Here is a 22,985-nt window from a genome sequence, read left to right on the forward strand (position 1 = left end):
ACATCAGGAATTATATTGGTAAATATTTTTTAAAATGATGGTTACTTTTGATTTTGTTATCATCTTTGCATCATAATTAAAATGTTATAAATAATAAACTGATGAAAATAGCTGTAGTTGGCGCCACTGGAATGGTTGGCACAGTAATGTTAAAAGTATTAGAAGAACGTAATTTACCAATTACGGAATTGATTCCTGTAGCTTCGGAAAGATCTGCTGGAAAAAAATTATCATACAAAGGAAATAATTATACTATCGTAACCTTACAAGATGCTGTAAACTTAAAACCAGATGTGGCTTTATTTTCTGCTGGAGGTGATACTTCTCTAGAATGGGCTCCTAAATTTGCAGAAGTGGGTACCACTGTAATTGACAATTCTTCTGCTTGGAGAATGGATCCTACTAAAAAATTAGTGGTTCCAGAAATTAATGGTGATGTGTTAACTGCAGATGATAAAATCATTGCAAACCCAAACTGTTCTACCATTCAACTGGTAATGGCATTAGCGCCTTTACATGCTAAGTACACCATGAAACGTGTAGTTATTTCTACCTATCAATCTGTTTCTGGAACTGGGGTTAAAGCAGTTCAACAATTGGATAACGAAGAGGCAGGCATAGATGGCGAAATGGCATATCCGCATAAAATAGGTAGAAATGCATTGCCTCATTGCGATATTTTCTTAGAAAATGGTTATACCAAAGAAGAAATGAAATTGGTTAAAGAACCAAAGAAAATTTTACGAGACGATTCTTTTTCAGTAACAGCAACTGCTGTGCGCATTCCTACAGCTGGTGGACATTCTGAGGCTGTAAATGTACAATTTGAAAATGATTTTGATTTGACTGAAGTTCGTCAAATTTTAAGCGAAACACCTGGAGTAGTTGTAGAAGATGACTTGGCAAACAACATTTATCCAATGCCAATAAACGCACATGATAAAGACGAAGTTTTTGTTGGGCGAATTAGACGTGATGAATCTCAAAAAAATACCTTAAATTTGTGGATTGTTGCTGATAACCTCAGAAAAGGTGCAGCTACCAATACTGTGCAAATTGCAGAGTATTTAATTGATAAGAATTTAGTGTAAGGTTTCTCCACAAGATTGAAATGGCAAATTATAAGTCATTCTGATTAAATTTAAATGTAGCCGAGAAATCAATAAACTTCCAAAAACAAAAAATATAAAATGGCAACATTTTACAAAACAACTATTAAAGAAATAAGACAAGAAACCGCTAATGCGGTTTCTGTTTTGTTTGACATACCTGAAAACTTAAAATCAGACTTTAATTTCACAGCAGGTCAATACATTACTTTGCAAAAAGAATTGGATGGAAAAGAAGTTCGAAGAGCATATTCTATTTGTTCTACTCCAAAAAGTGGTGATATTAGAGTTGCCATAAAATCAGTTGAAAACGGAACGTTTTCTGTGTACGCAACTTCAGATTTAAAAGCAGGTGATACTATAGAAATTTCTGCTCCTGAAGGACGTTTTTTACTTAATTCTGAACCGAATAAAAACTACATTGGTTTTGCAGCTGGTTCTGGAATTACGCCTATTTTATCAATGGTAAAAACAGTTTTAGAAAACCAACCCTCTTCTACATTCACTTTAGTGTATGGAAATAAATCTGTTGCAGATACTATTTTCTATGACGAATTATTAGCTTTAGACTCAAAATACGACAACTTTAATTTAGAGTTTGTTTGTAGTAGAGAACGTCAAGAAAACATGTTGTTTGGTAGAATAGATAAACCTTTTACCAATTTTTTTATCAAAAATAAATACAAAGAAGTCTCTTTTGATGCTGCTTTTCTATGTGGTCCAGAAGAAATGATTCATACTGTCTCTGATACTTTAAAAGAAGCTGGTTTTAGCGATGAAAACATCCATTTTGAGTTATTTACTGTTTCTGTTGATAAAGAAGCTGCATCAGAAATTAAAGAAGGTACTACCGAAATAACGATAGTATTAGATGATGAAGAAACTACCTTTACAATGGCACAAACAGACGATATTTTAGCAGCTACTTTACGTAACGATTTAGATCCTCCTTATTCTTGTCAAGGTGGAGTTTGTAGTTCTTGTTTGGCAAAAGTTACCGAGGGTAAAGCAATAATGACAAAAAATTCTATTTTAACCGATAGCGAAGTAGAAGAAGGTTTTATTTTAACTTGCCAAGCGCACCCAACTTCAGCAAAAATTAGCATAGATTTTGATGATGTTTAATCTTTAAAAAACACATATTTAAACGTAAAGGATGGTGCTTCCATCCTTTGTTTTTTTACAATTCAATGAAAAAATAGTATTTTTAAATAATGGATTTCTACGATTTTAAAAACGCAATTCTTATTGGTTTTTTTATGTCTTTTATGATTGGCCCTGTTTTTTTTATGCTAATTCAAACCAGTATTTTAAAAGGGGCTAAAGCAGCTATTACCTTTAATTTAGGAGTTATTTTTGGTGATGTTTCTTTTATTTTAATTGCTTATTATGGCAGTAGATCTATGTTAGAAAAAATTAAGGATGATCCTAGACTTTTTTTTATTGGTGGTTTTGTACTTATTATCTACGGATTAATTACTTATTTTGATAAAGAAAATAAAAAAGAGGCTATAGCTTCTGCAAAGACCATTGAAGTACCCATTGTAAAAAACAATTATATAAAGCTTTTTTTTAAGGGATACTTTTTAAACTTTATTAATATTGGTGTTTTAGCATTTTGGTTAGGTACTGTTTTGGTTATAGGGCCTAGTTTAAACATGAATCAACAAGCTATTTTCGCATATTTTGGTGCAATTATTATAACTTATTTTATTACAGATTTAGGTAAAATATTTTTAGCCAAACAGCTGAAAAACAAAATGACCCCTGTAATCATTTTTAGAATTAAAAAAATAATGGGCATCATATTAATAATATGTGGTGTATTTTTAATTTTAAAAGGTTTTATACCTAATGAAAGAATAGAAGAACTTATCAATTAAGGTAACTTTAGTATAAAATTTGTTTCGATAAAATTGTTGCGGTTACACAAATTATAATTACAGATAAGCCTGTAAGCCATTTAAATTTATCAACTTTTACGTAGTTAAAAAAAATTGTATTAGCAGTTACTAGCAATAAAGCTATTGAGTACAAAGCAATACTAAAGCCTAAGAAAACTTCTAAAACAGGTATAGTATTATTGGTTAATGCACCTATTTCTAGAATAAAATTTATCGATGATCCTAAACCATTATAAAAACCAAATAGTGCTGTTATTATTAAAACGATATACTCTTTTTTGATTTTGATATACCTACTTTTAAAAGTAAAAATTTTAGTAACCGCTAATGAAAAAATGGTAAATAGAATTAAAAGCTTAAGACTAACTAAATTAAAAGAGGCGCTACTAATTACTGCTAACAAAATTGCTATCAGGTAACTTATGGATAAAACAGATATTAATATTACTACTGTTTTCCAATCTTTTAAACGCAATACAGCCACTAATACAATTAGAAACAATAGATAGTTTAATAATGAATATCTTAGCACATGCTTTGCACCAATTTTTACAAACTTTGTAAATGAATTGTAACTAAGCCCTAATTTTTTTTTATTCCATAAGCGTTATTTTCTGCATTGATATCTGCCATTAAATTGGCTTTATCAATAACAACAGATTTTATATTTTTAGAAGTCTCAAAAGAATATGTTGGCATAGCCCAACCCCAATCTTCAATTATAGTGGCAGATGTTGGTTTTACACCCCTCATCATTCGTAATGGAATGTTAAAACTTTCTTTAGTACCATCTGTATAGGTAACTTCTAAATCAATTGGCATTGGCATTTTACCAATTCGCTCTAAAGTAATTTTTTTACCATCAACAGATTTAATTCCGTAATCAATAGTATGAGTTGTTTGTGTCCACTCGTTTAAATACCAATCTAAATGAATCCCCGAAACTTTTTCCATAGAGCGTTTAATATCATTTGGTGTTGGGTGTTTAAAACTAAAATCGTTAAAGTATTTTCTTAATCCTTTAGCAACATTATCCGAACCAATTACATACTCTAATTGAGATAAAAACATACTCCCTTTTACATAGCTACCTATACTGTACGCTCTGTTTGTATGATACCTATCTGCGTGTGTAGACAACACTTCTTCTGTACCCGTATTTACAAGATAATTATAAGCTCGGTAAGGACCAGCATTTGGGTTTTTATCTCCTCCTTGCATAATATCGTAAGAAGCTTTTCCAGAAATATAAGACGTAAAGCCTTCATCCATCCAAGGATGTAAACTCTCATTAGAAGCTAACAAGAATTGAAACCAAGTATGCGCCATTTCGTGAGCAGTTACTCCAAAAAGGCTCCCAAATTTACGCTCTCCAGTAACTAGTGTGGACATTGCGTATTCCATACCACCATCTCCACCCTGAATCACAGAATATTGTTTGTAAGGATATTGCCCCACGTTTTTAGAATAATATGTCATTAATTCAGCGGTTTTTGGTTGTAACTTTTTCCAATTCGCTAAATAATTTGGTTTTAATGTTTTCTTGTATAAGAAGTGTAAAGTAGGACCATTAGGCATTTCTAGAACATCGTGATTATAGTCTGGATCAGCAGCCCACATAAAATCGTGTACATTGGGTGCTTTAAAATGCCAAGTTAATTTATCGCCTTTTGGCAAATTTAAAGGTTTGGTTTTATCTTCATAATTATAGCCTACTTCTTGTGGATTTTGTAAATAGCCTGTACCACCAACTACATAATTTTTGTCTATATGAAGAGTTACATCAAAATCTCCCCAAACTCCATGAAATTCTCTTGCAATGTAAGGTGGTGTGTGCCATCCTTGAAAATCGTACTCAGCCATTTTAGGATACCACTGGCTCATTGATAAAGCCACACCCTCTGCACTATTTCTACCTGATCTTCTTATTTGTTTTGGTACTTGTGCGTCAAAAAGCATATCAAAAGTTACACTCTCTCCCGTTTTTATTGGTGTATTTAAAGTTACTTCTAAAATTGTACCTACAGTTTCGTAAGCTACATCAGCACCATTTTGTTGTAAAGAATTTACTTTGATGTAGCCGATTTCACTTGGTTTTAATTTGCCGATTTTATCACCAATTTTGCTGCTTGGATCTTGAATATTTAAAGAACGAATATCCATTTGAGAACCTGGCTGAAATGCATTAAAATATAAATGATAAAATACTTTGGTTAACTCATCAGGAGAATTGTTGGTATATACTACTTTTTGTTTTCCTTTATATTGATAATTATTTACATTCATATCAATATCCATAGTATAATTTATATGCTGTTGCCAGTAACTATTGGTAATAGTTGACGAAACATTTTTTTCGATATACTTTACCTCTTTGGTTTGTGCACAAGAGAATAATAAAACTACTGAAAGTGTTAAAAAGAAAGATTTTTTCATTATAAATTTTAATTTGATATAAAAATAGGAAACATCTTGTAAAAATAAACCTATTTTATTTTTTATTTGATAAGTAATCTGCTAATTGTAATGCATTGTATGCATTTATAATTCTACCAGAAACTGATAATTCAGAAAAAGGAATCATTTTACCATCTGGATTTTTTTCATTTTGAGAACCTGGTTGAATCACCTCAAAGTTAATTTTTACTCCAGAACTCATTAAAATATATTTTACTTCTTTTGCTGATAAATTTGGATAATAACCACGAATTAAAGCTGCTACTCCAGCTGTAGAAGGCGCTGCCATAGATGTACCACTTAAAGGTTCGTATTGGTTGTTAGGTGTTGTTGAATATATATCTACACCAGGCGCAAAAACATCTACATTAATTTTACCATAATTAGAGAAATTGGCTGGCAATTGTTTATCATAGTGCAAACTACTTGCCCCAATAGTAATTACATTATCTACAAACTCGGTTAATAAATCTTTTGAATCTGATGGAAAACTGTTTCGAACATCGATATTTTTTCCATCATTTCCAGCTGCGTTTACAATCAATACATCTTTTTCTGCTGCATATTTAAGTGCGTCATAAACCCATTGTTTATTTGGCGAAAAACGTTTTCCAAAACTTGTATTGATAATTTTTGCGTCATTATCTACAGCATATCGTATACCTAAAGCCACATCTTTATCATGCTCATCTCCATCTGGTACAATTCTTACAGTCATTAATTTTACATTATTTGCCACACCAACTGCGCCTAAATTATTGGTTCTAGAAGCTGCCACAATACCGCCAACATGTGTACCATGTTTTGCAGATTCTTTATCGCCTATAACATTGCTGTTCCCGTAAAATTTATCAGAAATATCATACAAATCATCACCCAAAGATTGACGATAATTCATATCTAAATCATAGCCTTTCATGGCTTTTTTAATTTCTTTGGTATAGTTTTCTACTTGATTTTTATAATCTAATAAATCTGCCTCATTCATGCCTTGTTTTAAGATGCCTTCTATATGCTGTTTTTGCATAATACCTTGTAAACTTGGGGGGTCTAATTTTTGAACGATTTCTAAAGTTAAGCTATCTGTTTTAGCCATTTTTTTTACCGCATCAAAGTTTACCTGAACCTGTTTTAAGTTGTATAGTGTTTCCTCCATTTGTTGAATTTCGGTATTTTTTTCAACTAATGTAGCTTTGTATTCTTGATTCATTTTCAAGTACTGCTCGTAATCTTTTTGGTTTTCTTTATCAATTTCTGATGCTTTTTTATCACCAAATTTATCTCTACCTCGTTTAACGATTCTGGTAATTTCTAATTGATCTATAGTTACGTTATCTCCTGCAGCATTTCCTAGAAAGTTCCAGCCATAAATATCATCAACATAACCATTATTATCATCATCTTTATTATTGCCTTCTATTTCATCAGCATTTATCCAAAGTACCTCTTTTAAATCTTCATGCTCTATGTCTATTCCAGAGTCTGCAATAGCTACAATTACCGGATTTGCTTTTTTACCCTCTAAAAACTTGTAGGCTTTTGCTAAGCTCATTCCTGCAATAGAATCTTTGGTAATATCTAAGTGAGACCACGTTTTAAGTTCTTTTTTTGTTAAACTCCCTTTTTTTGCAGGGGTTAAAATTACTTTGTCAAAAGTTGGTGCTTTTACTGCTATTTGGGTGGATTTACATCCCACAAATACAAGTGCTAATACAGCACTAAAAATTGTTGCTTGTATATGCTTCATTTATCTACTTCTCTTAATTAAAAATTTCTGAAAATTGGTGTGTCGTATTTAATCTTACTCCTTTTTCTGTGTGTTTTACGGTACAGATTTCGTTATGGGCATCGTGTTCTAAAAACAAGTAAAATCCTTCATCAGCAGCCCAATCTAAAAAGGCAGCTTTTTCTTTAAGGGTTAGTAAAGGTCTTGTGTCAAAGCCCATTACATACGGCAATGGTATATGCCCAATAGTGGGTAATAAATCTGCCATAAACACAATAGTTTTATCTTGATAGGTGATTTTTGGCAGCATTTGTTTTTCTGTATGACCATCCATAAACAACACATCAAAACCAATTTGATCTTTGTAATTGCTATGAATAAACTCTAACTGGCCACTTTCTTTTATAGGATTTATATTTTCTTTTAAAAAAGATGCTTTTTCTCTTGGATTTGGTACTGTTGCCCAATGCCAATGTTTATCATTACTCCAAACTTTTGCATTTTTAAAAGCGGGTACTAATAAGCCATTTTTATTTTTTTTGATAACTCCTCCACAATGGTCAAAGTGTAAATGAGTTAAAAAAACATCTGTAATATCATCTCTATGAAAACCATATTTTTTAAGTGATGTATCTAAAGAAAAATCGCCAAATAAATAGTAATAACTGTAAAATTTATCTGATTGTTTATTTCCCAAACCAGTATCTACTAAAATTAAACGATTGCCATCTTCAATTAGCATTGATCGCATGGTCATGTCAATCATATTATTAGCGTCTGCAGGATTTGTTTTTTGCCAAATAGATTTTGGAACAACACCAAACATTGCACCACCATCTAACTTAAAATTTCCTGTTTCTATAGAATATATTTTCATATTTTTTTATTTATGTAAAGGTTACAAAGATGTTAAAAAAATGATGATTTTACGTTAAGAAAATTTTAAAGTGCTTTTATAAATGGTTTTAGAAAAGGAACGGTTCCTCTTTTTATGCTTAGCAATGCCACTAGATGTTTTGAAGTACTATTATTTTCTAGATTTAATTTCGGATTTAATTTTATTCATTGAAGAAATTTGCAAAGGCAACATGGCACCACAAGAAACACCCACCACAAATAAAGCGATGAACGTGGTATTATTTTCTTTAGTGATTACGCCGTAAATACAAATAGAAAACAACAAGAATATTACCAAGGATAAAGAAATAGCAAGGATTTTTAAAATCTTTAAAGTGTCTTCTAATTCTTTGGGGGTTTTATTTTTAAAACTATTTGTATTCATACCTTTTTTAAATGTAAAATTATCTATTTTTTTGACCAAGAATCACGCAAACCAACGGTTTTATTAAAAACTAAATGTGTTGCTGTAGAATCATCATCAACATTAAAATACCCCAAACGTTGAAATTGGAAACGTTCACCAATTTTTGCGGTTTTCAAACTCGGTTCTACAAAAGCATTAATAATCTGTAAAGAATTCGGATTTATAAACTCCATATAATCCTTATCTTTATGAGCATCTGGCGCTTCATCTAAAAACAACCTGTCATAAGCTCTTACTTCTGCCTTTACAGCATGTTTTACAGATACCCAATGCAAAGTACCTTTTACTTTTCGCATGCTTTCTGGAGTACCACTACCAGATTTTGTTAATGGATCGTAAGTACATTGTATTTCTGTAATGTTTCCATCAGCATCTTTGGTACAACTATTTGCTGTAATAAAATAAGCATTTTTTAGACGCACTTCCTTCCCTAATTTCAATCTAAAAAACTTCTTATTGGCCTGTTCTCTAAAATCTTCTTTTTCTATATAAATTTCACGAGAAAAAGGTACTTTTCTACTTCCAAAACCATCTTCATAATCATTATAACTAGCCTCTAAAAGTTCTTCCTCTCCTTCAGGATAATTGGTAATGACCACTTTTACAGGGTCTAAAACCCCCATTACTCTTGGTGCTGTTTTATTTAAATCTTCACGAATTTTAAACTCTAATAAAGCCACATCAATTACATTTTCTCGTTTAGAAACCCCAACAGTTTCTACAAAACTTCTAATTGATGCAGGTGTGTACCCACGTCTTCTTAAACCAGATATGGTTGGCATTCTTGGATCATCCCAACCAGAAACAATATTATCTTCTACTAGTTTTAATAACTTACGTTTACTCATAATGGTGTAACTTAAGTTTAAACGCGAAAATTCTCTTTGTTTTGGTGGTAAAGGCAAAGTAGATGAACTGTACGTATATACATGATCACGAAACCAATTGTACAATTCTCTGTGTGGCTTAAACTCTAAAGAACACAACGAATGTGAAATTTGTTCAATATAATCACTCTCACCATGCGTCCAATCGTACATTGGGTAAATACACCAATCGTCTCCAGTTCTATGATGGCTTTTGTACATGATTCTATACATTAAAGGATCTCTCATTAGCATGTTGGGAGATTTCATATCAATTTTTGCGCGTAAGGTATGTTCACCTTCTTTAAATTTTCCAGCTTTCATTGCTTGAAACAGCTCCAAATTTTCTGCTACAGTTCTATTTCTGTAAGGACTATTTGTACCCGCTTCTGTTGGTGTTCCTTTTTGAATTCTCATTTCTTCAGAAGTTTGCGAATCTACATACGCTTTGCCATCTTTTATCAATAAAACAGCCCAGTCATACAATTGTTGAAAATAATCTGACGAATAACATTCGTTGGCCCAAGTATAACCCAACCAAGTAATATCACGTTTAATGGCATCTACATATTCTTGTTCTTCTTTGGCAGGGTTTGTATCATCAAAACGCAAATTTACTGGTGCATTATATTTTTCACCTAATCCAAAACTAATTCCAATGGCTTTGGTGTGCCCAATGTGCAAATAGCCATTAGGTTCTGGCGGAAACCGAAAACGCAATTCATCTTTTGGCATTCCGTTAGCCAAATCATCTTCTATTATATGCTCTATAAAATTGAGCGATTTATTTTCTTCAGACATAAAAGTAACTTTAAAGTACAGTTTGGTAAAATCAAAAAAGTATCTTAAATACAAATTCGAAATGCAAAATTACATAAATAATATGGTTTATTTGGGCGTTCGAGCGGGCTTTACGTTACAAATCCTCGCTCATTCTTCGCTGTGGGTTTTCCACTGCAATCCCTAACGCAATTTGTAAATAATATCCTATTTTTTCTATTAAATGTAACATTTTTAAAAATAAGCTACTAATTAATTATATAAGAACAAATTATGAGCAATCAAATACAAAATTATACCTGTCCGAAATGCAATAATAATAGCTATAAATTAGGACAAATGCGAGCAACTGGAGGAACATTATCTAAAATTTTTGATATTCAGAATCAAAAATTCACAAGTGTTACTTGCGAAAGATGTACTTATACAGAATTTTACAAAACAAAAACAAGTGCTATAAGTAATGTTTTTGATTTTTTTACGAATTAATAATCTGTTTATAAATAAAGTAAAGCCATCTGTTTTTAAAATATAGACTACTTTTTTTCAATCCTTGTTGGTAATTGCGATGAGAACAGCCGTTAAAGTTTTCAAAAAAAATAAATTGAAGGGTATTTATTATCGTATTTTTGCGGTATGAAGAAAGAAGCAAAAAAACCAGATTTGGTCGTTTTTAATGAAGAAAACCAACAGTATGATGCCGCTTTAAAACCTTACGGAACTTCGGCAAGTTCACCAGTTATACAACCTTTGAACACTGCTAGTTGGAAAAATGATGGAATTCAGCGTGTAAACAAACAGTTTAAGTCTAAATTTGATGAAGTTAAGCAACAATATGAAGAGTTGATGCAAAAGTTTCAATACAACGATTTGGTGTACAATGCTAAATTTAGTTTCGAACCTAATATTGGTGAAACCTATCATTTGTATAACAACAAAAAAAACGAATCTTTCTTATCTATAATTGCACCAGAACAATGTAGTTTTAAACATTTAGGATCATTCAGGTTAAACTCTGACAAAATGTGGGAAAAAGTAGAAAAATAATTACAAGACCTTAAAGGTTTTAAAAAAGGTAAGGCTTAAAAATAGTAGAATGGGTATCATAAAAGTCAATAATATTAAATTATACGCTTTTCACGGTTGTTTAGAAGAAGAAGCTAAAATTGGTTCTTGGTATAGAGTAGACGTTAAGGTAAAGGCAGACTTACAAAAATCGGCTAAAACTGATGATTTAAAAGATACTGTAGATTATGTGCGTTTAAATAAGATTGTAAAAGAAGAAATGGCTATTCGTTCTAAATTACTAGAAGAAGTTGCACAACGAATTTTAAATCGTTTTTTTAAAGAAATAGCAATGATTAAAAAAGCACGAGTTTGTGTTTCTAAAATTAACCCACCAATTGGAGGAAATGTCGAAGAAGTGGTTATTATTTTAACTAAAAAGCGATAATTTAAAAAAATGCTTGCAATAGTTATAAAAAAACGTAAATTTGCAAACCGATAGAAAAGGGTGTCTTGGCCGAGTGGCTAGGCAATGGTTTGCAAAACCATGTACAGCGGTTCGAATCCGCTAGACACCTCGAAATTAAAATACAAAACCCTAACAATTATCAAGTTGGGGTTTTGTTATTTCTAATATTATCCACTTCATTGCCCACATTTTAGATCAAATACAAAAAACAACTTTTTAAGGTCTTGATATTTTTGTGATTTTGAAAAGACATCGGGCTCTAATATAATGTTTTTTAGTAAGAATTTTCAATGGGATCAAATTAGACTGCATAAGTTCTGTAAATCTATTTTAGGAAACGGTTTGAGGAAATTCACTTTGCATATGCTTCTAAACGTAATAAATATAGAAGTGTTTAAAGGTTCTAAATCCGCTTAAATGAAAAAGCACTGCAATAGTAATTACTTCACTTTTTGACATTCTAGGTGGTCGCTTTGAAATATTACCAAGTAGTGATTTATCAACTATTTGGTCGTATTCTTTACAAAATTCATCAACAATACAAAATAAATCCGTAATTTTAGAGTAACAATACATAAATAGGTTTTTAGATTAATGAATTGAAATTCAGAACTTTAATTTACTAAAAAATCTATCTTTTTTACTAATAAAATTTATCTAAAAATTAATCGAACTCAGGTTTTTATATACTTACAGAACTTGAATCTAGCAACGATAATTTTGTTGAAGAGTTTGAAAAATTAAAAGTTCTAGTATTTTCTTTAAATGAATCTAATACCAATTTGCGTGCTTAAATGACATATTAAAATATCATAATTAAAATATTATCTAGAGTATTCCTATTTAGCCGTTTTATCTGTTCATGAATTAGATCAAAAACATTTTTTATATTCTATACAAGAGTTAATTGACTTATATTTATCTTTAATTTTAAGAATCGAAGAGTTTGATTGACCAAAAATCCATAGCAGTACTTCCCTTCGTCAATATGAGTAATGATATTGAAAACGAATATTTCTGCGATGGATTAACCGAAGAAATTATTAACGCACTAGCAAAAATTAAACAACTTTCGGTGACTTCTCGTACCTCTTCATTTTATTTTAAATATAAAACAGTAACAGCTAAAGAGATAAGAGAACAATTAAAGGTGGCTACTTTTATTGAAGGGAGTGTAAGAACCTCAAAAAACATAATGCGCATTACCGTGCAAATGATAGATACTCTAAAAGACCTTCACTTCTGGTCAGAAACCTTTGATAGGAACCCAGAAAATGTGTTTGAAATTCAAGATGAAATTAGTCTGTTTATTGCTGAAAAATTACGCGAGCATATTGGTCATCTCGAAATAAAAGAAAAGCTGATAACTCCTATTGATGTCCCAGTAGATGTATACAGAGAATACCTAAAAGGGAGATATTATATTATGAAGTTGGATTATAAAAACTCTATAAAGGGAATCAACATATTAAAAGAAGTCATACATACATCTCCTAATTTTTCAAGCCCTTACCTAGATATTAATTTAGCTTATGTTCAAATGGGAACCATGGGGCTTTTACCTGCATTTGAAGCCTATAAGAAGGCACAGCCTTATTTGTTAAAGGGGTTAGAGCTAGACCCAAATTCATCCAGGTCTCAATTGAATATGGCTTGGATAGAATGTTGGCAAAACAGGAATCTCAAGAAGGCTTACAAACACGCCAATAAGGCTTTGGAGATTCAACAATCAGACGATATTTATTTGACCATTTCTAATTTTTTGACCCTAGAAGTAAAATTAGATGCAGCAATGAATTATCTAGAAAAAGCCTTACAATTAGATCCGTATTCAGCTATCAACCATCATTACAAGGGTTTTTTATTCTACTTAAAAGAAGATTACAAAACCGCGATACTTCATCTAAAAAAGGCATTAGATTTAGACCCTAAATTACCATTTCCGCCAATCTATATAGGAATTTGCCTATTAATGTCAGGTCAGTCAAATGAAGCTTTGACATATTTTAGTTCACTTGAAGGTGTTTCTGTAAAAGACCTTACCAAAATAGGAGGTGAAACCTTGTGTTATGCCAAACTTAATGAAACTGAAAAGTATAATGAAAGGTTAAGAGAACTAGAAACGTACTTAAAAACTGAACTTATAGATAAGGCATTCATGTTTTTGATATTAGTTAATGCCTTACTGGGTAATAATGAAAAGGTAATTGATTTAATAACCCAAGCATACGATAAACGTTTGCCATTAATTTTATTACTTAATCCATCACCAATTCTTAAGCCTTTAAAAAATAACAAAAGGTTTAAAGAAATCATGCAAAAAGCTATTCCTGATAATATAAATTACAAACTAAAGAAAAAGTACAAACAAGTATTATTGAGTGCTAATGAAATTAAAAAGTACAACAAAGAACTAGAACAAATTATGATAGACTATAAACTATACTTAAATCCAGATTTATCATTAAAAGATTTAGCCTCTTACCTCGAACTTCCTTCCAATTATGTTTCTCAATTACTAAACTTAGGATTTCAAAAAAACTTCTCAGAATATGTAAACTCTTATAGAGTGAAAGAATTTAAAGAACGTATTCTTCTCCAAGAAAATAAAGACTTAACAATTATGGCTGTTGCCTATGATAGTGGTTTTAACTCTAAAACCGTATTTAATACTTTTTTTAAAAAAATTGAAGGCATGACGCCAAATGCTTATCTAAAATCTCATCAAGAGAGTTAGTTCTGATTTAATAACTAGCACTTTTATATTATCTCTTAAAATTACTTTTATCTTGTAATGTAATTAAAAACTACGAGGCATTTAACTCTAGCAATTTTTTTTAATATTTTTTGCAACGCATCAAATTCTCTCTTGTCTTTTTATAAAGAAAGTTTATTTTATTAAGGTGAGTTCGACGTAAGAAAGTTTATTTTTTATGCAATAGAAAAGTAGAAATTAATGACATTTAAGTATTTGACATTTATATACTTACAAATTTATACTTATGATTTCTAATGATAAAATTACTGAAATTCTCTATACTGTTGATGATTTTTGTAAGGAAATAAAGCAAATATTAGACGAGAACTCCCTTGAAAGTGATTCTTCTGTGAAAAAACGCAAACGAAAATGAAAATTAAGCGATAGTGAGGTGATATCCATAATGGTCTTTTTCCATCTTAAGGGTACCGTTGTAGAAAGTGTAAACGATATCCTTAAAAACCAGTGCCAAATAGAACATACCAGACACAGAAGTTTTGACAATTTTATAACAAATCTTATTTCTGGACTTATTGCATATGCTTTTTATCCAACAAAACCCAATATCAATATTGATAGACTTCAAAGAATTGGGTAAAACTTATATCGAACTCACGTATAATAGAAAAGAGGCTGTCTGAAAAGTAGGTTTGGATGTTATTTTGAGCGAAGTCGAAAAATCTATGTATTTAATTATCAAAAAATAAGATTTCTCCATTGCAGTCGAAATGACAAATTTTAATACTTTTCAGACAACCTCTTTTTTTTATTTCGTTTTGATGATAATTTCTTCAAAGTCATCAGTTTTGTCAGCCTTTAAAAATAAGTGTTGTGCCTTTTTAGGAGGTGTGGTTAATTTACGTTTAGTTAAATCTATCCAAGCCCCGTAAACTTTTATAATAGCCGATAATTTACCAACCTCATTAAAGACCTCGTGAGTTATTTTCCAGCGCTCATTGCTTTTAGATAACCCAGAAAGTTTCATATTTACAGTAATGTTCTCACCCAAATGAATTTCTTTTCTAAACGAAGTGTGCTCTTCAAATAAAATAGGTCCAATATTCAGTTTAATAAACTCATCTATAGAAAATTTTTGTGCAGCAAAATAACGAACTCGTACTTCTGCAGCATATTCGTTATAGGCGGTATGACGCATGTGTCTGTTTGGGTCAAAATCAGACCATTTTGTGGCAAATGTTACTTTATACTCCATATTAAAAAAAATAAAAACCTGATGTTTTAAAGTACATCAGGTTTTAAAATAGTTATTATATAAATTATTAATTCTTTACAATTTCTGTTTTTTTTCTCAGTTTCAATTCACTTAAAACGTTTAAAGCCTCAGAAATGTACATGTCTTTAGCTAAATTTTTATGCCAAGCCATTCTTTTATCTTTTAAATCTTGGTTTTCTTTAAATAAAGACTGCTCGTATTGAGGTGATGTAAAATTTAAATTTGATTTATAATCAAAAACAGATTTAAATTTTTCTGCTTCTTTTTCTTTTGTATTACTTTCTTTAAAAAATTGTTTATAATTTAGTGAATACGAGGTGTTCTCTTGGTTTTCTTTTAACCATTTTGCATACTCGTTTACCAATTTAAAATTTTCGCTATTGGCAATTCTTTGCTTGCTATTATATACAACATCATTAAAATTGGCATAAGAGTTGGTTTGCGTGTATTTTGCTTGTGGAACTTTATCCCAAGCCAAAGCACCTGTCATGTCTCGTTCTCCATATTCCATATAACTTAATCTACTTGGCATAGCAATATCTGAATATACACCTTCTTTTTGTGTAGATCCTCCATTAACTCTGTAGAATTTTTGAATGGTCATTTTTATATAACCTAAATCTTTTTTATACTTCGGATAAAATTGATTGATAGGCAATACATTTTGTACAGTTCCTTTTCCGTAAGTTTGATTTCCGCCTAATATAACGCCTCTTTTATAATCTTGCATTGCAGCTGCAAAAATTTCTGAAGCTGATGCAGAAAATTCATTTACCAAAACTACAACAGATTTATCCCACTGTACTTTAGGGTCAATATCTTTTTTTACAATTGGGTTTTCGCCTCTGTATTTTACTTGAACAACAGGTCCTTCATCAATAAACAAACCAGATATTTCAATGGCTGTTTTTAAAGAACCACCACCATTATTTCTTAAATCGATAATTAAACCTGTAACCCCCTCAGTTTTTAATCTTTCAATTTCTTTCTCCATGTCTTTAGCAGAATCTCTGTAATTGTTATCGCTAAAATCAATATAAAAACTTGGTAAATCTATGATAGCATATTTTTTACCCTCTTTTTCTACAATACTGGATTTTACAAAGGTTTCATCTAATTGAACTACGTCTCTAACAATCGAAATGATTTTTGTAGAACCATCTAATTTTTTCTTTACGGTTAATCGAACTTCGGTACCTTTTTTTCCTTTAATAAATTTTATAGCATCGTCTAAGCGCATCCCCACAATATCTAAAGGTTCTTCATCTCCTTGAGCAACTTTAAGAATAATATCACCGGGCTCTAAGTCTCCTTGTTTTGAAGCTGGACCTCCAGCAACCAATTCAAATACATGCGTATAAATTCCTTTTTTTTGCAAACGAGCTCCAATTCCTTCTAATTTTCCAGAAATGGTTTGATCAAAACGTTCTTTAATTCTTGGATCCATGTAGGTAGTATGCGGATCAAAAGCACTTACTACAGCGTTTAAGAAGGTAGAAAACCAATCATCATGTTCTAACTCTTCGATTCTTAGGTACAACTCTTGCATGTTTTTTAAAACTTCTGCTCTAGCTTCTTCTTCTAAAATTTTAAAAGATTTTACTTTATAGTTTTTATCTTTTTTTAGTTTTGCTTTTTGTAAATCGGTCTGCTCTTGAATTCTACTTAGTGTTTGCAGTTTTAACTGTTTTCTCCAATAATCAATCAGTTGGTTATCATTTTTTGCAAAGGGTACTTTAGAGTAATCTAAATCTATCGTTTCATTTTTATTAAAATTAAAAGGCTGATCTAATAAATTATTATAATAAGATTTTGCGTTTTTAATTTTCTTTAAAAAACGGCCATATACCAAATTGTAAAAACTCAAATCATCTTCTAAAAGCTGATTGTCTATTTGATATTTGTATTTCGAAAATTCTTTGATATCTTCTTGAGTAAAATATCTTTTGTTACTATCCAAAGCATCAATAAAAGAATTAAAAATTTGTTCAGACAAATCATCATTAATATCTTTTTGTACAAAATGTAATCTACTTAACACATTTTTCAATACATAAATAATCACTTTATCTTTTTCTGGATCATTATTGGTAATTGTACTGTTTATTGAAGCTTGTATCGTAAAACTATTAACCAATATAACAATTGCTAATAAAGCTGTATTTAACTTAAATTTCGTCTTCATATATCTACTGTCGTTGTTTTTTATTTATGCTTACTTGTCTTCGTTGCTAATCTACTAAAATAGTGCCAAAATTTGTAATAGAGTGTAATTTATTATTTTTAGAGTTTAAAATAATTTTATTTTATTGGGTTACTAAATTGTTTTTAGTTGATTTTTTGAATAAGTTAGTAAAAAATAAGAACATTAAATATTATTCTGTGTTTTAGCATCCTACAATATTAATTAAAATTCAAGTTTTTTATTCTTTACAAAATGTTAAAAAGAAAATCGGTTAAAATAAATTACATTTGCTTAAAAGATTCAATATTCAGTATTTAAAATTCAAGATTTATTGGCAAACTACAAATCAACTTGAATTTTGAATTTTAAACTTAAAACATAGAAATATGCAAGAAAGACCATTGATTTTAGTGACGAATGACGATGGAATTACTGCTCCAGGAATTAGAGCATTAATCAAAATAATGAATAAAATTGGAGAGGTTGTTGTTGTTGCACCTGATAGCCCCCAAAGTGGAATGGGACACGCAATTACAGTAGATAATGTGTTGACTTGTAATCCGATAACTATAGATGATGGTCCTCAGTTAGAATACACCTGCTCAGGAACGCCTGCTGATTGCGTAAAAATGGCTGTTAGTGAAATTTTAAATAAAAAACCAGATTTATGCGTTTCAGGGATTAACCACGGCTCAAATTCATCGATAAATGTAATTTATTCGGGTACAATGAGTGCCGCTATTGAAGCTGGTATAGAAGGGATACCTGCTATAGGGTTTTCTTTGTTAGATTTTAAATGGCATGCAGACTTTAAACCTTGCGAAACGTTTGTGAAAAACATTACTTTAAATACACTTTTAAATGGCTTGCCAGAAGGAGTTGTATTGAACGTAAACATACCGAGTTTAAAAAAGGAGGATATAAAAGGCACTAAAATTTGTAGACAAGCAATGGGGGTTTGGAAAGAAGATTTCGATAAACGAAAAAGCCCTTTTGGCAAAGAATACTATTGGCTCTCTGGCGAATTTATCAATAGAGATAAAGGACAGGATACAGATGTATACGCCTTAGAAAACGGTTATGTTTCTATTGTGCCTGTTCAGTTTGATTTAACAGCACATCATATGATTCAAAAATTAAACTCTTGGGAACTGTAAAAAAAGACATATTAATAGGTATTCTAGTATCGCTTTTTGCAACTGCAGCTGGTTGTTATTTGTATATAGAATATTTCTCTAAATTTGGTTTTGCTGAAACCTTACAAATGATAGAAGATGGCGATTTGTATGGCAAAATATTATCTATAGCTGCAATCCCTAATTTATTCGTGTTTTTGGTCTATATCAAAAAGAAACAAGACCATAGAGCTAAAGGGGTTTTAATGACCACAATTTTCATTGCTTTAATAACTCTAATCCTAAAGTTTATCTGATGAAATATTATATTATTGCTGGCGAAGCATCTGGAGATTTACACGGCTCTAATTTAATGAAAGCATTGTACAAAGAAGATGCGAATGCAGAAATTAAATTTTGGGGTGGCGATTTAATGCAAGCGGTTGGTGGTACTTTGGTAAGTCATTATAAAGACCGCGCTTTTATGGGCTTTTTCGAAGTACTTAGAAATCTAAATAAAGTACTGGTTTTTATTAAATTCTGTAAAAGCGATATTCAATTATTTCAACCAGATGTTATAATTTTCATCGATAATTCAGGTTTTAATTTACGCGTTGCTAAATGGGCAAAACAGCAAGGGTTTAGAACCAATTATTACATTTCTCCACAAGTTTGGGCAAGTAGAGCAAGTAGAGTAAAAGGTATTAAGAGAGATATAGATAAAATGTTTGTCATTCTTCCTTTTGAAAAAGAATTTTATAAGAAATTCGATTATTCAGTTGAATTTGTTGGGCATCCTTTAATTGATGCCATTGCAGATAGAAAGCTTTCAAATATAGAAGATTTTAGAGCTGAACATAATTTAGGTGATAAACCTATTATAGCCTTATTGCCAGGGAGTAGAAAGCAAGAAATTATAAAAATGTTATCAGTAATGCTGTCTTTGGTAGACGATTTTTCGGATTATAAATTTGTAATTGGGGGCGCACCAAGTCAAGATTTTTCGTTTTACCAACGAATTATTGGAGACAAAAAGGTGAGTTTTATTAACAATAAAACTTACGATTTATTAGCAATTTCTTCGGCAGCATTAGTTACTTCTGGAACTGCAACTTTAGAAACCGCTTTGTTTAAAGTGCCACAAGTGGTTTGTTATAAAGGTAGTTTTATTTCGTACCAAATTGCTAAAAGAATTATTACTTTAAAATACATTTCTTTAGTCAATTTAATTATGGATAAGGAAGTGGTTACAGAGTTAATTCAGAATGATTTTACAAAAACCAAGCTCAAAAAAGAACTCACCAAGATTTTAGATGCAAAAAATAGAGAAAAATTATTCTTAGATTATTTTGAACTCGAAAAAAAATTAGGTGGCAAAGGGGCGTCAGAAAAAACAGCAAAATTGATAATTAAAGGGTTAACCAAATAAATTAATGAAAAAAATCTTTTTTTTATTGATTTTATCATTGGTGTTTAACGCTTGTTCATCATCAAAAAAAATAGCGCATGCTTCAAAAAAACCAAAAACAAAAGTAGATCGAATTATTGCATCTGCTTTGCAGTACAAAGGGGTAAACTATAAGTTTGGTGGAATCACTAGAAAAGGAATGGATTGTTCTGGATTAGTTTATGTTGTATTCGGAAAGGAAAATATTCAATTGCCAAGAATTTCGAGAAATATGGCAAAAATGGGTCGAAAAATTTCTTTAAAAAACATTAAAAAAGGAGATTTAGTGTTCTTTAAAATTAATAGAAGATCCAATAAAATTAATCATGTGGGGTTAGTAACTTCAATTAAAAATGGAGTTGTTTATTTTATACATTCAACAAGTTCTAGAGGCGTAATTGTATCATCGTTATCAGAAAAATATTGGAAAAAGAACTTTGTAAAAGCAACCACAATTTTATAAAATTAATCGATTAATTATCGAGTTTTATTTTCCACGAGATTTGCTGTAATCTTTAAAAAGCTCTTTTTTTTAAAAACCTTATTGTTTCAAATTACTTTATTTACTACCTTTACAATGCTATGAAGAAGGTATTTAACTACTTGCCCTTGCAGTTTGTTGTAAGTGTAATTTTAGGAATTCTACTGCAATTCTATACTCAATTTTGGGAATTTGGTTCCCTAAACTTTCTGTTCGTTTTTTCGGTAATTTTACCTTTATTGCTTGTTATCAAAAATAATATTGTAAGAACAGTATTGTCCTTTTTATTATTTTTTACGATTGGTGTATCAAGCGTATTTGTAAATAATGATGCTAACCATAACAAGTATTTTAAGAATTATCTTAATACGAGTGCAACCGTTATTTTAAGAATAGATAAAGTATTAAAATCTAGTACTTATCATGATAAATATCAAGCTAAAGTTGTTCAAATAGGTTCTGTAAAAACCATTGGCAAAGTATTATTAAACGTTAAAAAGGATACTATTTCAAGTTTATTAAAAGTTGATGAGCTACTAATGGCTAGCTCAGCTTTTGTTGATATACCCAAGCCTTTAAATCCACATCAATTCAATTATCAATTGTATATGAAAAAACAGGGGATCTATCAACAGATATACCTTAATAATAACAATTTTAAAAACTTAGGAATTCAACAATTATCGATACAAGGTATATCAGCAAAGTTTAGAAAAAAAGTTCAAGAATCACTTATAAAATATCGGTTTAGCTCAGATGAATTTGCTGTAATTAATGCTTTGTTGTTAGGGCAGAGACAAGAAATTTCATCAGAATTAAGAGCCAATTATGCAAAAGCAGGCGCCATACATATTTTAGCAGTTTCTGGTTTACATGTTGGTATTATTCTTTGGATTTTAAATTGGTTGTTGAAACCGTTAGAAAGGCTACCTAATGGTAAAGTTATAAAAACAGCGTGTGTTGTTGTATTACTTTGGATGTTTGCCTTTATTGCAGGTTTGTCTGCATCTGTAACAAGAGCAGTTACCATGTTTACATTTTTAGCCATTGGTTTATCGTTTCAAAGAAAGAGTATTGTTTTATTTTCTTTAATTTCATCGATGTTTTTATTGTTAATATGTAAGCCCATGTTTTTGTTTGATGTTGGTTTTCAACTCAGCTATTTGGCGGTATTTGGTATTGTGTTTTTACAACCCAAATTGTTTAGGTTATACAATCCTAAATTTTGGTTAGATAAAAAGATTTGGGAAATAACATCGGTTTCTATTACTGCACAAGTAGGTGTTTTACCTTTAAGCTTGTTTTATTTCCATCAATTTCCAGGGCTTTTTATGCTGTCTAACCTAGTCATTATTCCTTTTTTGAGTGCTATTTTATTAGGTGGAATCCTTATAATTTTTTTAGCTTTAGTTGGGGGCTTACCTCAATTTTTAGCATCTATTTATGGTAAAATTATTACCCTATTAAACAATTTTGTTATTTGGGTTTCTAATCATGAAGAGTTTCTTTTTAAAGAAATTTCTTTCTCAGCCTTTATGGTTTTGGCAATGTATGTGATTTTTATTTCTTTTTATCAGTTTTTAATTGATAAATCACCAAAAAAAATGATGTATTTTTTGTTTAGTATTGTGATTATTCAAAGTGTTTATTTGTTTGAAAACTATCAAAAAGAAACCAAGAAAGAGTTTTTGGTTTTTCATAAAAGTAGAAATACAATTATGGGTAAAAGAATTGGAGGCAAGCTGTTTATAGATCATGATTTAGATAGTATTGATGTGCTAAAATTCAATGCAATAGCGTCTTATACTGTTGGTGAGCATATCAATACTACCATTAAAAAAAATGAAATATCGAATGTGTATCGTTTTAAAAATCAAGTGATTTTGGTTGTGGATAGTTTGGGTGTTTATCAAATTAAAAACCTAAAAAATCCAATCGTATTGTTGCAACAATCTCCTAAAATCAACTTAGAAAGAATGATTAAAACGCTATTACCAAAACGAATTATTGCAGACGGTTCTAATTATAAAACGTATGTAAAGAGTTGGCAAAAAACGGCTAAAAAACAAAAAACTCCTTTTTACTATACAGGTAAAAATGGAGCTTTTATTTATTAGTTTTATAA

20 protein-coding genes, 1 tRNA gene and 2 pseudogenes are annotated in these 22,985 nt (G+C 30.5%); 14 read left to right on the plus strand and 9 right to left on the minus strand.

The window, feature by feature from the left end:
- The first annotated feature begins 101 nt into the window (after positions 1-101).
- The 3 genes from ACW9UN_RS01625 (at position 102) to ACW9UN_RS01635 (ending at position 2,992) form a co-directional block, all read left to right on the plus strand.
- On the plus strand, positions 102-1,091 hold the full coding sequence (locus ACW9UN_RS01625) for an aspartate-semialdehyde dehydrogenase (protein ID WP_459483291.1): 990 nt from the start codon (positions 102-104) through the stop codon (positions 1,089-1,091).
- Between the two features lie 99 nt (positions 1,092-1,190).
- A complete protein-coding gene (locus ACW9UN_RS01630; protein WP_459483293.1) occupies positions 1,191-2,234 on the plus strand; it encodes a 2Fe-2S iron-sulfur cluster-binding protein in 1,044 nt (347 codons plus the stop codon).
- 89 nt (positions 2,235-2,323) lie between these two features.
- Complete coding sequence (locus ACW9UN_RS01635) at positions 2,324-2,992, plus strand: LysE family translocator (protein ID WP_459483295.1); 669 nt, start codon at positions 2,324-2,326, stop codon at positions 2,990-2,992.
- Between the two features lie 7 nt (positions 2,993-2,999).
- On the opposite strand, the gene ACW9UN_RS01640 is transcribed toward ACW9UN_RS01635, so the two are convergent.
- From ACW9UN_RS01640 to ACW9UN_RS01665, 6 genes are all read right to left on the minus strand, one after another.
- Positions 3,000-3,515 (minus strand): hypothetical protein, encoded by a 516-nt coding sequence (locus tag ACW9UN_RS01640; protein WP_518525012.1) that lies wholly within the window; start codon positions 3,513-3,515, stop codon positions 3,000-3,002.
- A gap of 80 nt (positions 3,516-3,595) precedes the next feature.
- Positions 3,596-5,449 (minus strand): M1 family metallopeptidase, encoded by a 1,854-nt coding sequence (locus ACW9UN_RS01645; RefSeq protein WP_459483296.1) that lies wholly within the window; start codon positions 5,447-5,449, stop codon positions 3,596-3,598.
- Between the two features lie 55 nt (positions 5,450-5,504).
- Entirely contained in the window at positions 5,505-7,217 is a 1,713-nt protein-coding gene (locus tag ACW9UN_RS01650; protein ID WP_459483298.1) for a S8 family peptidase, read from the minus strand.
- A 13-nt stretch (positions 7,218-7,230) separates the two neighbouring features.
- Positions 7,231-8,073 (minus strand): MBL fold metallo-hydrolase, encoded by an 843-nt coding sequence (locus tag ACW9UN_RS01655; RefSeq protein WP_459483300.1) that lies wholly within the window; start codon positions 8,071-8,073, stop codon positions 7,231-7,233.
- Positions 8,074-8,223: 150 nt separating this feature from the next.
- Positions 8,224-8,478 (minus strand): hypothetical protein, encoded by a 255-nt coding sequence (locus ACW9UN_RS01660; RefSeq protein ID WP_459483302.1) that lies wholly within the window; start codon positions 8,476-8,478, stop codon positions 8,224-8,226.
- Between the two features lie 23 nt (positions 8,479-8,501).
- Complete coding sequence (locus ACW9UN_RS01665; RefSeq protein WP_459483304.1) at positions 8,502-10,187, minus strand: glutamine--tRNA ligase/YqeY domain fusion protein; 1,686 nt, start codon at positions 10,185-10,187, stop codon at positions 8,502-8,504.
- Positions 10,188-10,439: 252 nt separating this feature from the next.
- Here ACW9UN_RS01665 and ACW9UN_RS01670 point away from each other — a divergent pair, with 252 nt between their 5' ends.
- The 4 genes from ACW9UN_RS01670 (at position 10,440) to ACW9UN_RS01685 (ending at position 11,749) form a co-directional block, all read left to right on the plus strand.
- Positions 10,440-10,655, plus strand: coding sequence for a zinc ribbon domain-containing protein (locus tag ACW9UN_RS01670; protein ID WP_459483305.1), 216 nt, complete (start codon positions 10,440-10,442; stop codon positions 10,653-10,655).
- Between the two features lie 147 nt (positions 10,656-10,802).
- On the plus strand, positions 10,803-11,213 hold the full coding sequence (locus ACW9UN_RS01675) for a DUF2452 domain-containing protein (protein ID WP_459483307.1): 411 nt from the start codon (positions 10,803-10,805) through the stop codon (positions 11,211-11,213).
- A 49-nt stretch (positions 11,214-11,262) separates the two neighbouring features.
- Complete coding sequence (folB, locus tag ACW9UN_RS01680; RefSeq protein ID WP_459483309.1) at positions 11,263-11,619, plus strand: dihydroneopterin aldolase; 357 nt, start codon at positions 11,263-11,265, stop codon at positions 11,617-11,619.
- Positions 11,620-11,678: 59 nt separating this feature from the next.
- Positions 11,679-11,749: transfer RNA gene (locus ACW9UN_RS01685), tRNA-Cys, on the plus strand.
- Between the two features lie 116 nt (positions 11,750-11,865).
- Here the strand turns inward: ACW9UN_RS01685 and ACW9UN_RS01690 are convergent.
- Positions 11,866-12,216: pseudogene (locus ACW9UN_RS01690) on the minus strand (IS982 family transposase); the annotation flags it as partial.
- 370 nt (positions 12,217-12,586) lie between these two features.
- On the opposite strand from ACW9UN_RS01690, the gene ACW9UN_RS01695 reads away from it, so the two are divergent.
- Together ACW9UN_RS01695 and ACW9UN_RS01700 are read left to right on the plus strand one after the other, a co-directional pair.
- Positions 12,587-14,377 carry a helix-turn-helix domain-containing protein gene (locus tag ACW9UN_RS01695; protein WP_459483310.1) on the plus strand — a complete coding sequence of 597 codons (1,791 nt, stop codon included), beginning with the start codon at positions 12,587-12,589 and terminating at the stop codon, positions 14,375-14,377.
- Positions 14,378-14,825: 448 nt separating this feature from the next.
- Positions 14,826-14,996: pseudogene (locus tag ACW9UN_RS01700) on the plus strand (transposase); the annotation flags it as partial.
- A gap of 168 nt (positions 14,997-15,164) precedes the next feature.
- Here ACW9UN_RS01700 and ACW9UN_RS01705 read toward each other — a convergent pair.
- A complete protein-coding gene (locus ACW9UN_RS01705; protein WP_459483312.1) occupies positions 15,165-15,611 on the minus strand; it encodes an acyl-CoA thioesterase in 447 nt (148 codons plus the stop codon).
- A gap of 67 nt (positions 15,612-15,678) precedes the next feature.
- On the minus strand, positions 15,679-17,817 hold the full coding sequence (locus tag ACW9UN_RS01710; RefSeq protein WP_459483314.1) for a carboxy terminal-processing peptidase: 2,139 nt from the start codon (positions 17,815-17,817) through the stop codon (positions 15,679-15,681).
- A gap of 386 nt (positions 17,818-18,203) precedes the next feature.
- On the opposite strand from ACW9UN_RS01710, the gene surE reads away from it, so the two are divergent.
- From surE to ACW9UN_RS01735, 5 genes are all read left to right on the plus strand, one after another.
- A complete protein-coding gene (gene surE, locus ACW9UN_RS01715; protein ID WP_459483316.1) occupies positions 18,204-18,974 on the plus strand; it encodes a 5'/3'-nucleotidase SurE in 771 nt (256 codons plus the stop codon).
- Positions 18,962-19,249: a hypothetical protein gene (locus tag ACW9UN_RS01720; RefSeq protein ID WP_459483318.1), complete on the plus strand. Its 288-nt coding sequence runs from the start codon at positions 18,962-18,964 to the stop codon at positions 19,247-19,249. The genes surE and ACW9UN_RS01720 overlap by 13 nt, the downstream gene beginning before the upstream one ends.
- The gene (gene lpxB, locus ACW9UN_RS01725; protein WP_459483320.1) at positions 19,249-20,361 is read left to right on the plus strand and encodes a lipid-A-disaccharide synthase; all 1,113 of its coding nucleotides are present in this window, start codon (positions 19,249-19,251) and stop codon (positions 20,359-20,361) included. The genes ACW9UN_RS01720 and lpxB overlap by 1 nt, the downstream gene beginning before the upstream one ends.
- Positions 20,362-20,365: 4 nt before the next feature.
- Positions 20,366-20,842: a C40 family peptidase gene (locus tag ACW9UN_RS01730; RefSeq protein WP_459483321.1), complete on the plus strand. Its 477-nt coding sequence runs from the start codon at positions 20,366-20,368 to the stop codon at positions 20,840-20,842.
- 119 nt (positions 20,843-20,961) lie between these two features.
- The gene (locus tag ACW9UN_RS01735; protein WP_459483323.1) at positions 20,962-22,977 is read left to right on the plus strand and encodes a ComEC/Rec2 family competence protein; all 2,016 of its coding nucleotides are present in this window, start codon (positions 20,962-20,964) and stop codon (positions 22,975-22,977) included.
- Positions 22,978-22,985: the final 8 nt, after the last annotated feature.

It is taken from the genome of Polaribacter litoreus (genome assembly GCF_054584775.1).

Coding starts and splice junctions, on each gene's coding strand:
- ACW9UN_RS01665 (WP_459483304.1), bottom strand. CDS start 10,187: ATGTCTGAAGAAAATAAATCGCTCAATTTTATAGAGCATATAATAGAA.
- ACW9UN_RS01670 (WP_459483305.1), top strand. CDS start 10,440: ATGAGCAATCAAATACAAAATTATACCTGTCCGAAATGCAATAATAAT.
- ACW9UN_RS01645 (WP_459483296.1), bottom strand. CDS start 5,449: ATGAAAAAATCTTTCTTTTTAACACTTTCAGTAGTTTTATTATTCTCT.
- ACW9UN_RS01710 (WP_459483314.1), bottom strand. CDS start 17,817: ATGAAGACGAAATTTAAGTTAAATACAGCTTTATTAGCAATTGTTATA.
- ACW9UN_RS01630 (WP_459483293.1), top strand. CDS start 1,191: ATGGCAACATTTTACAAAACAACTATTAAAGAAATAAGACAAGAAACC.
- ACW9UN_RS01635 (WP_459483295.1), top strand. CDS start 2,324: ATGGATTTCTACGATTTTAAAAACGCAATTCTTATTGGTTTTTTTATG.
- ACW9UN_RS01705 (WP_459483312.1), bottom strand. CDS start 15,611: ATGGAGTATAAAGTAACATTTGCCACAAAATGGTCTGATTTTGACCCA.
- surE (WP_459483316.1), top strand. CDS start 18,204: ATGCAAGAAAGACCATTGATTTTAGTGACGAATGACGATGGAATTACT.
- ACW9UN_RS01735 (WP_459483323.1), top strand. CDS start 20,962: ATGAAGAAGGTATTTAACTACTTGCCCTTGCAGTTTGTTGTAAGTGTA.
- ACW9UN_RS01730 (WP_459483321.1), top strand. CDS start 20,366: ATGAAAAAAATCTTTTTTTTATTGATTTTATCATTGGTGTTTAACGCT.
- ACW9UN_RS01655 (WP_459483300.1), bottom strand. CDS start 8,073: ATGAAAATATATTCTATAGAAACAGGAAATTTTAAGTTAGATGGTGGT.
- ACW9UN_RS01625 (WP_459483291.1), top strand. CDS start 102: ATGAAAATAGCTGTAGTTGGCGCCACTGGAATGGTTGGCACAGTAATG.
- folB (WP_459483309.1), top strand. CDS start 11,263: ATGGGTATCATAAAAGTCAATAATATTAAATTATACGCTTTTCACGGT.
- ACW9UN_RS01675 (WP_459483307.1), top strand. CDS start 10,803: ATGAAGAAAGAAGCAAAAAAACCAGATTTGGTCGTTTTTAATGAAGAA.
- ACW9UN_RS01660 (WP_459483302.1), bottom strand. CDS start 8,478: ATGAATACAAATAGTTTTAAAAATAAAACCCCCAAAGAATTAGAAGAC.
- lpxB (WP_459483320.1), top strand. CDS start 19,249: ATGAAATATTATATTATTGCTGGCGAAGCATCTGGAGATTTACACGGC.
- ACW9UN_RS01650 (WP_459483298.1), bottom strand. CDS start 7,217: ATGAAGCATATACAAGCAACAATTTTTAGTGCTGTATTAGCACTTGTA.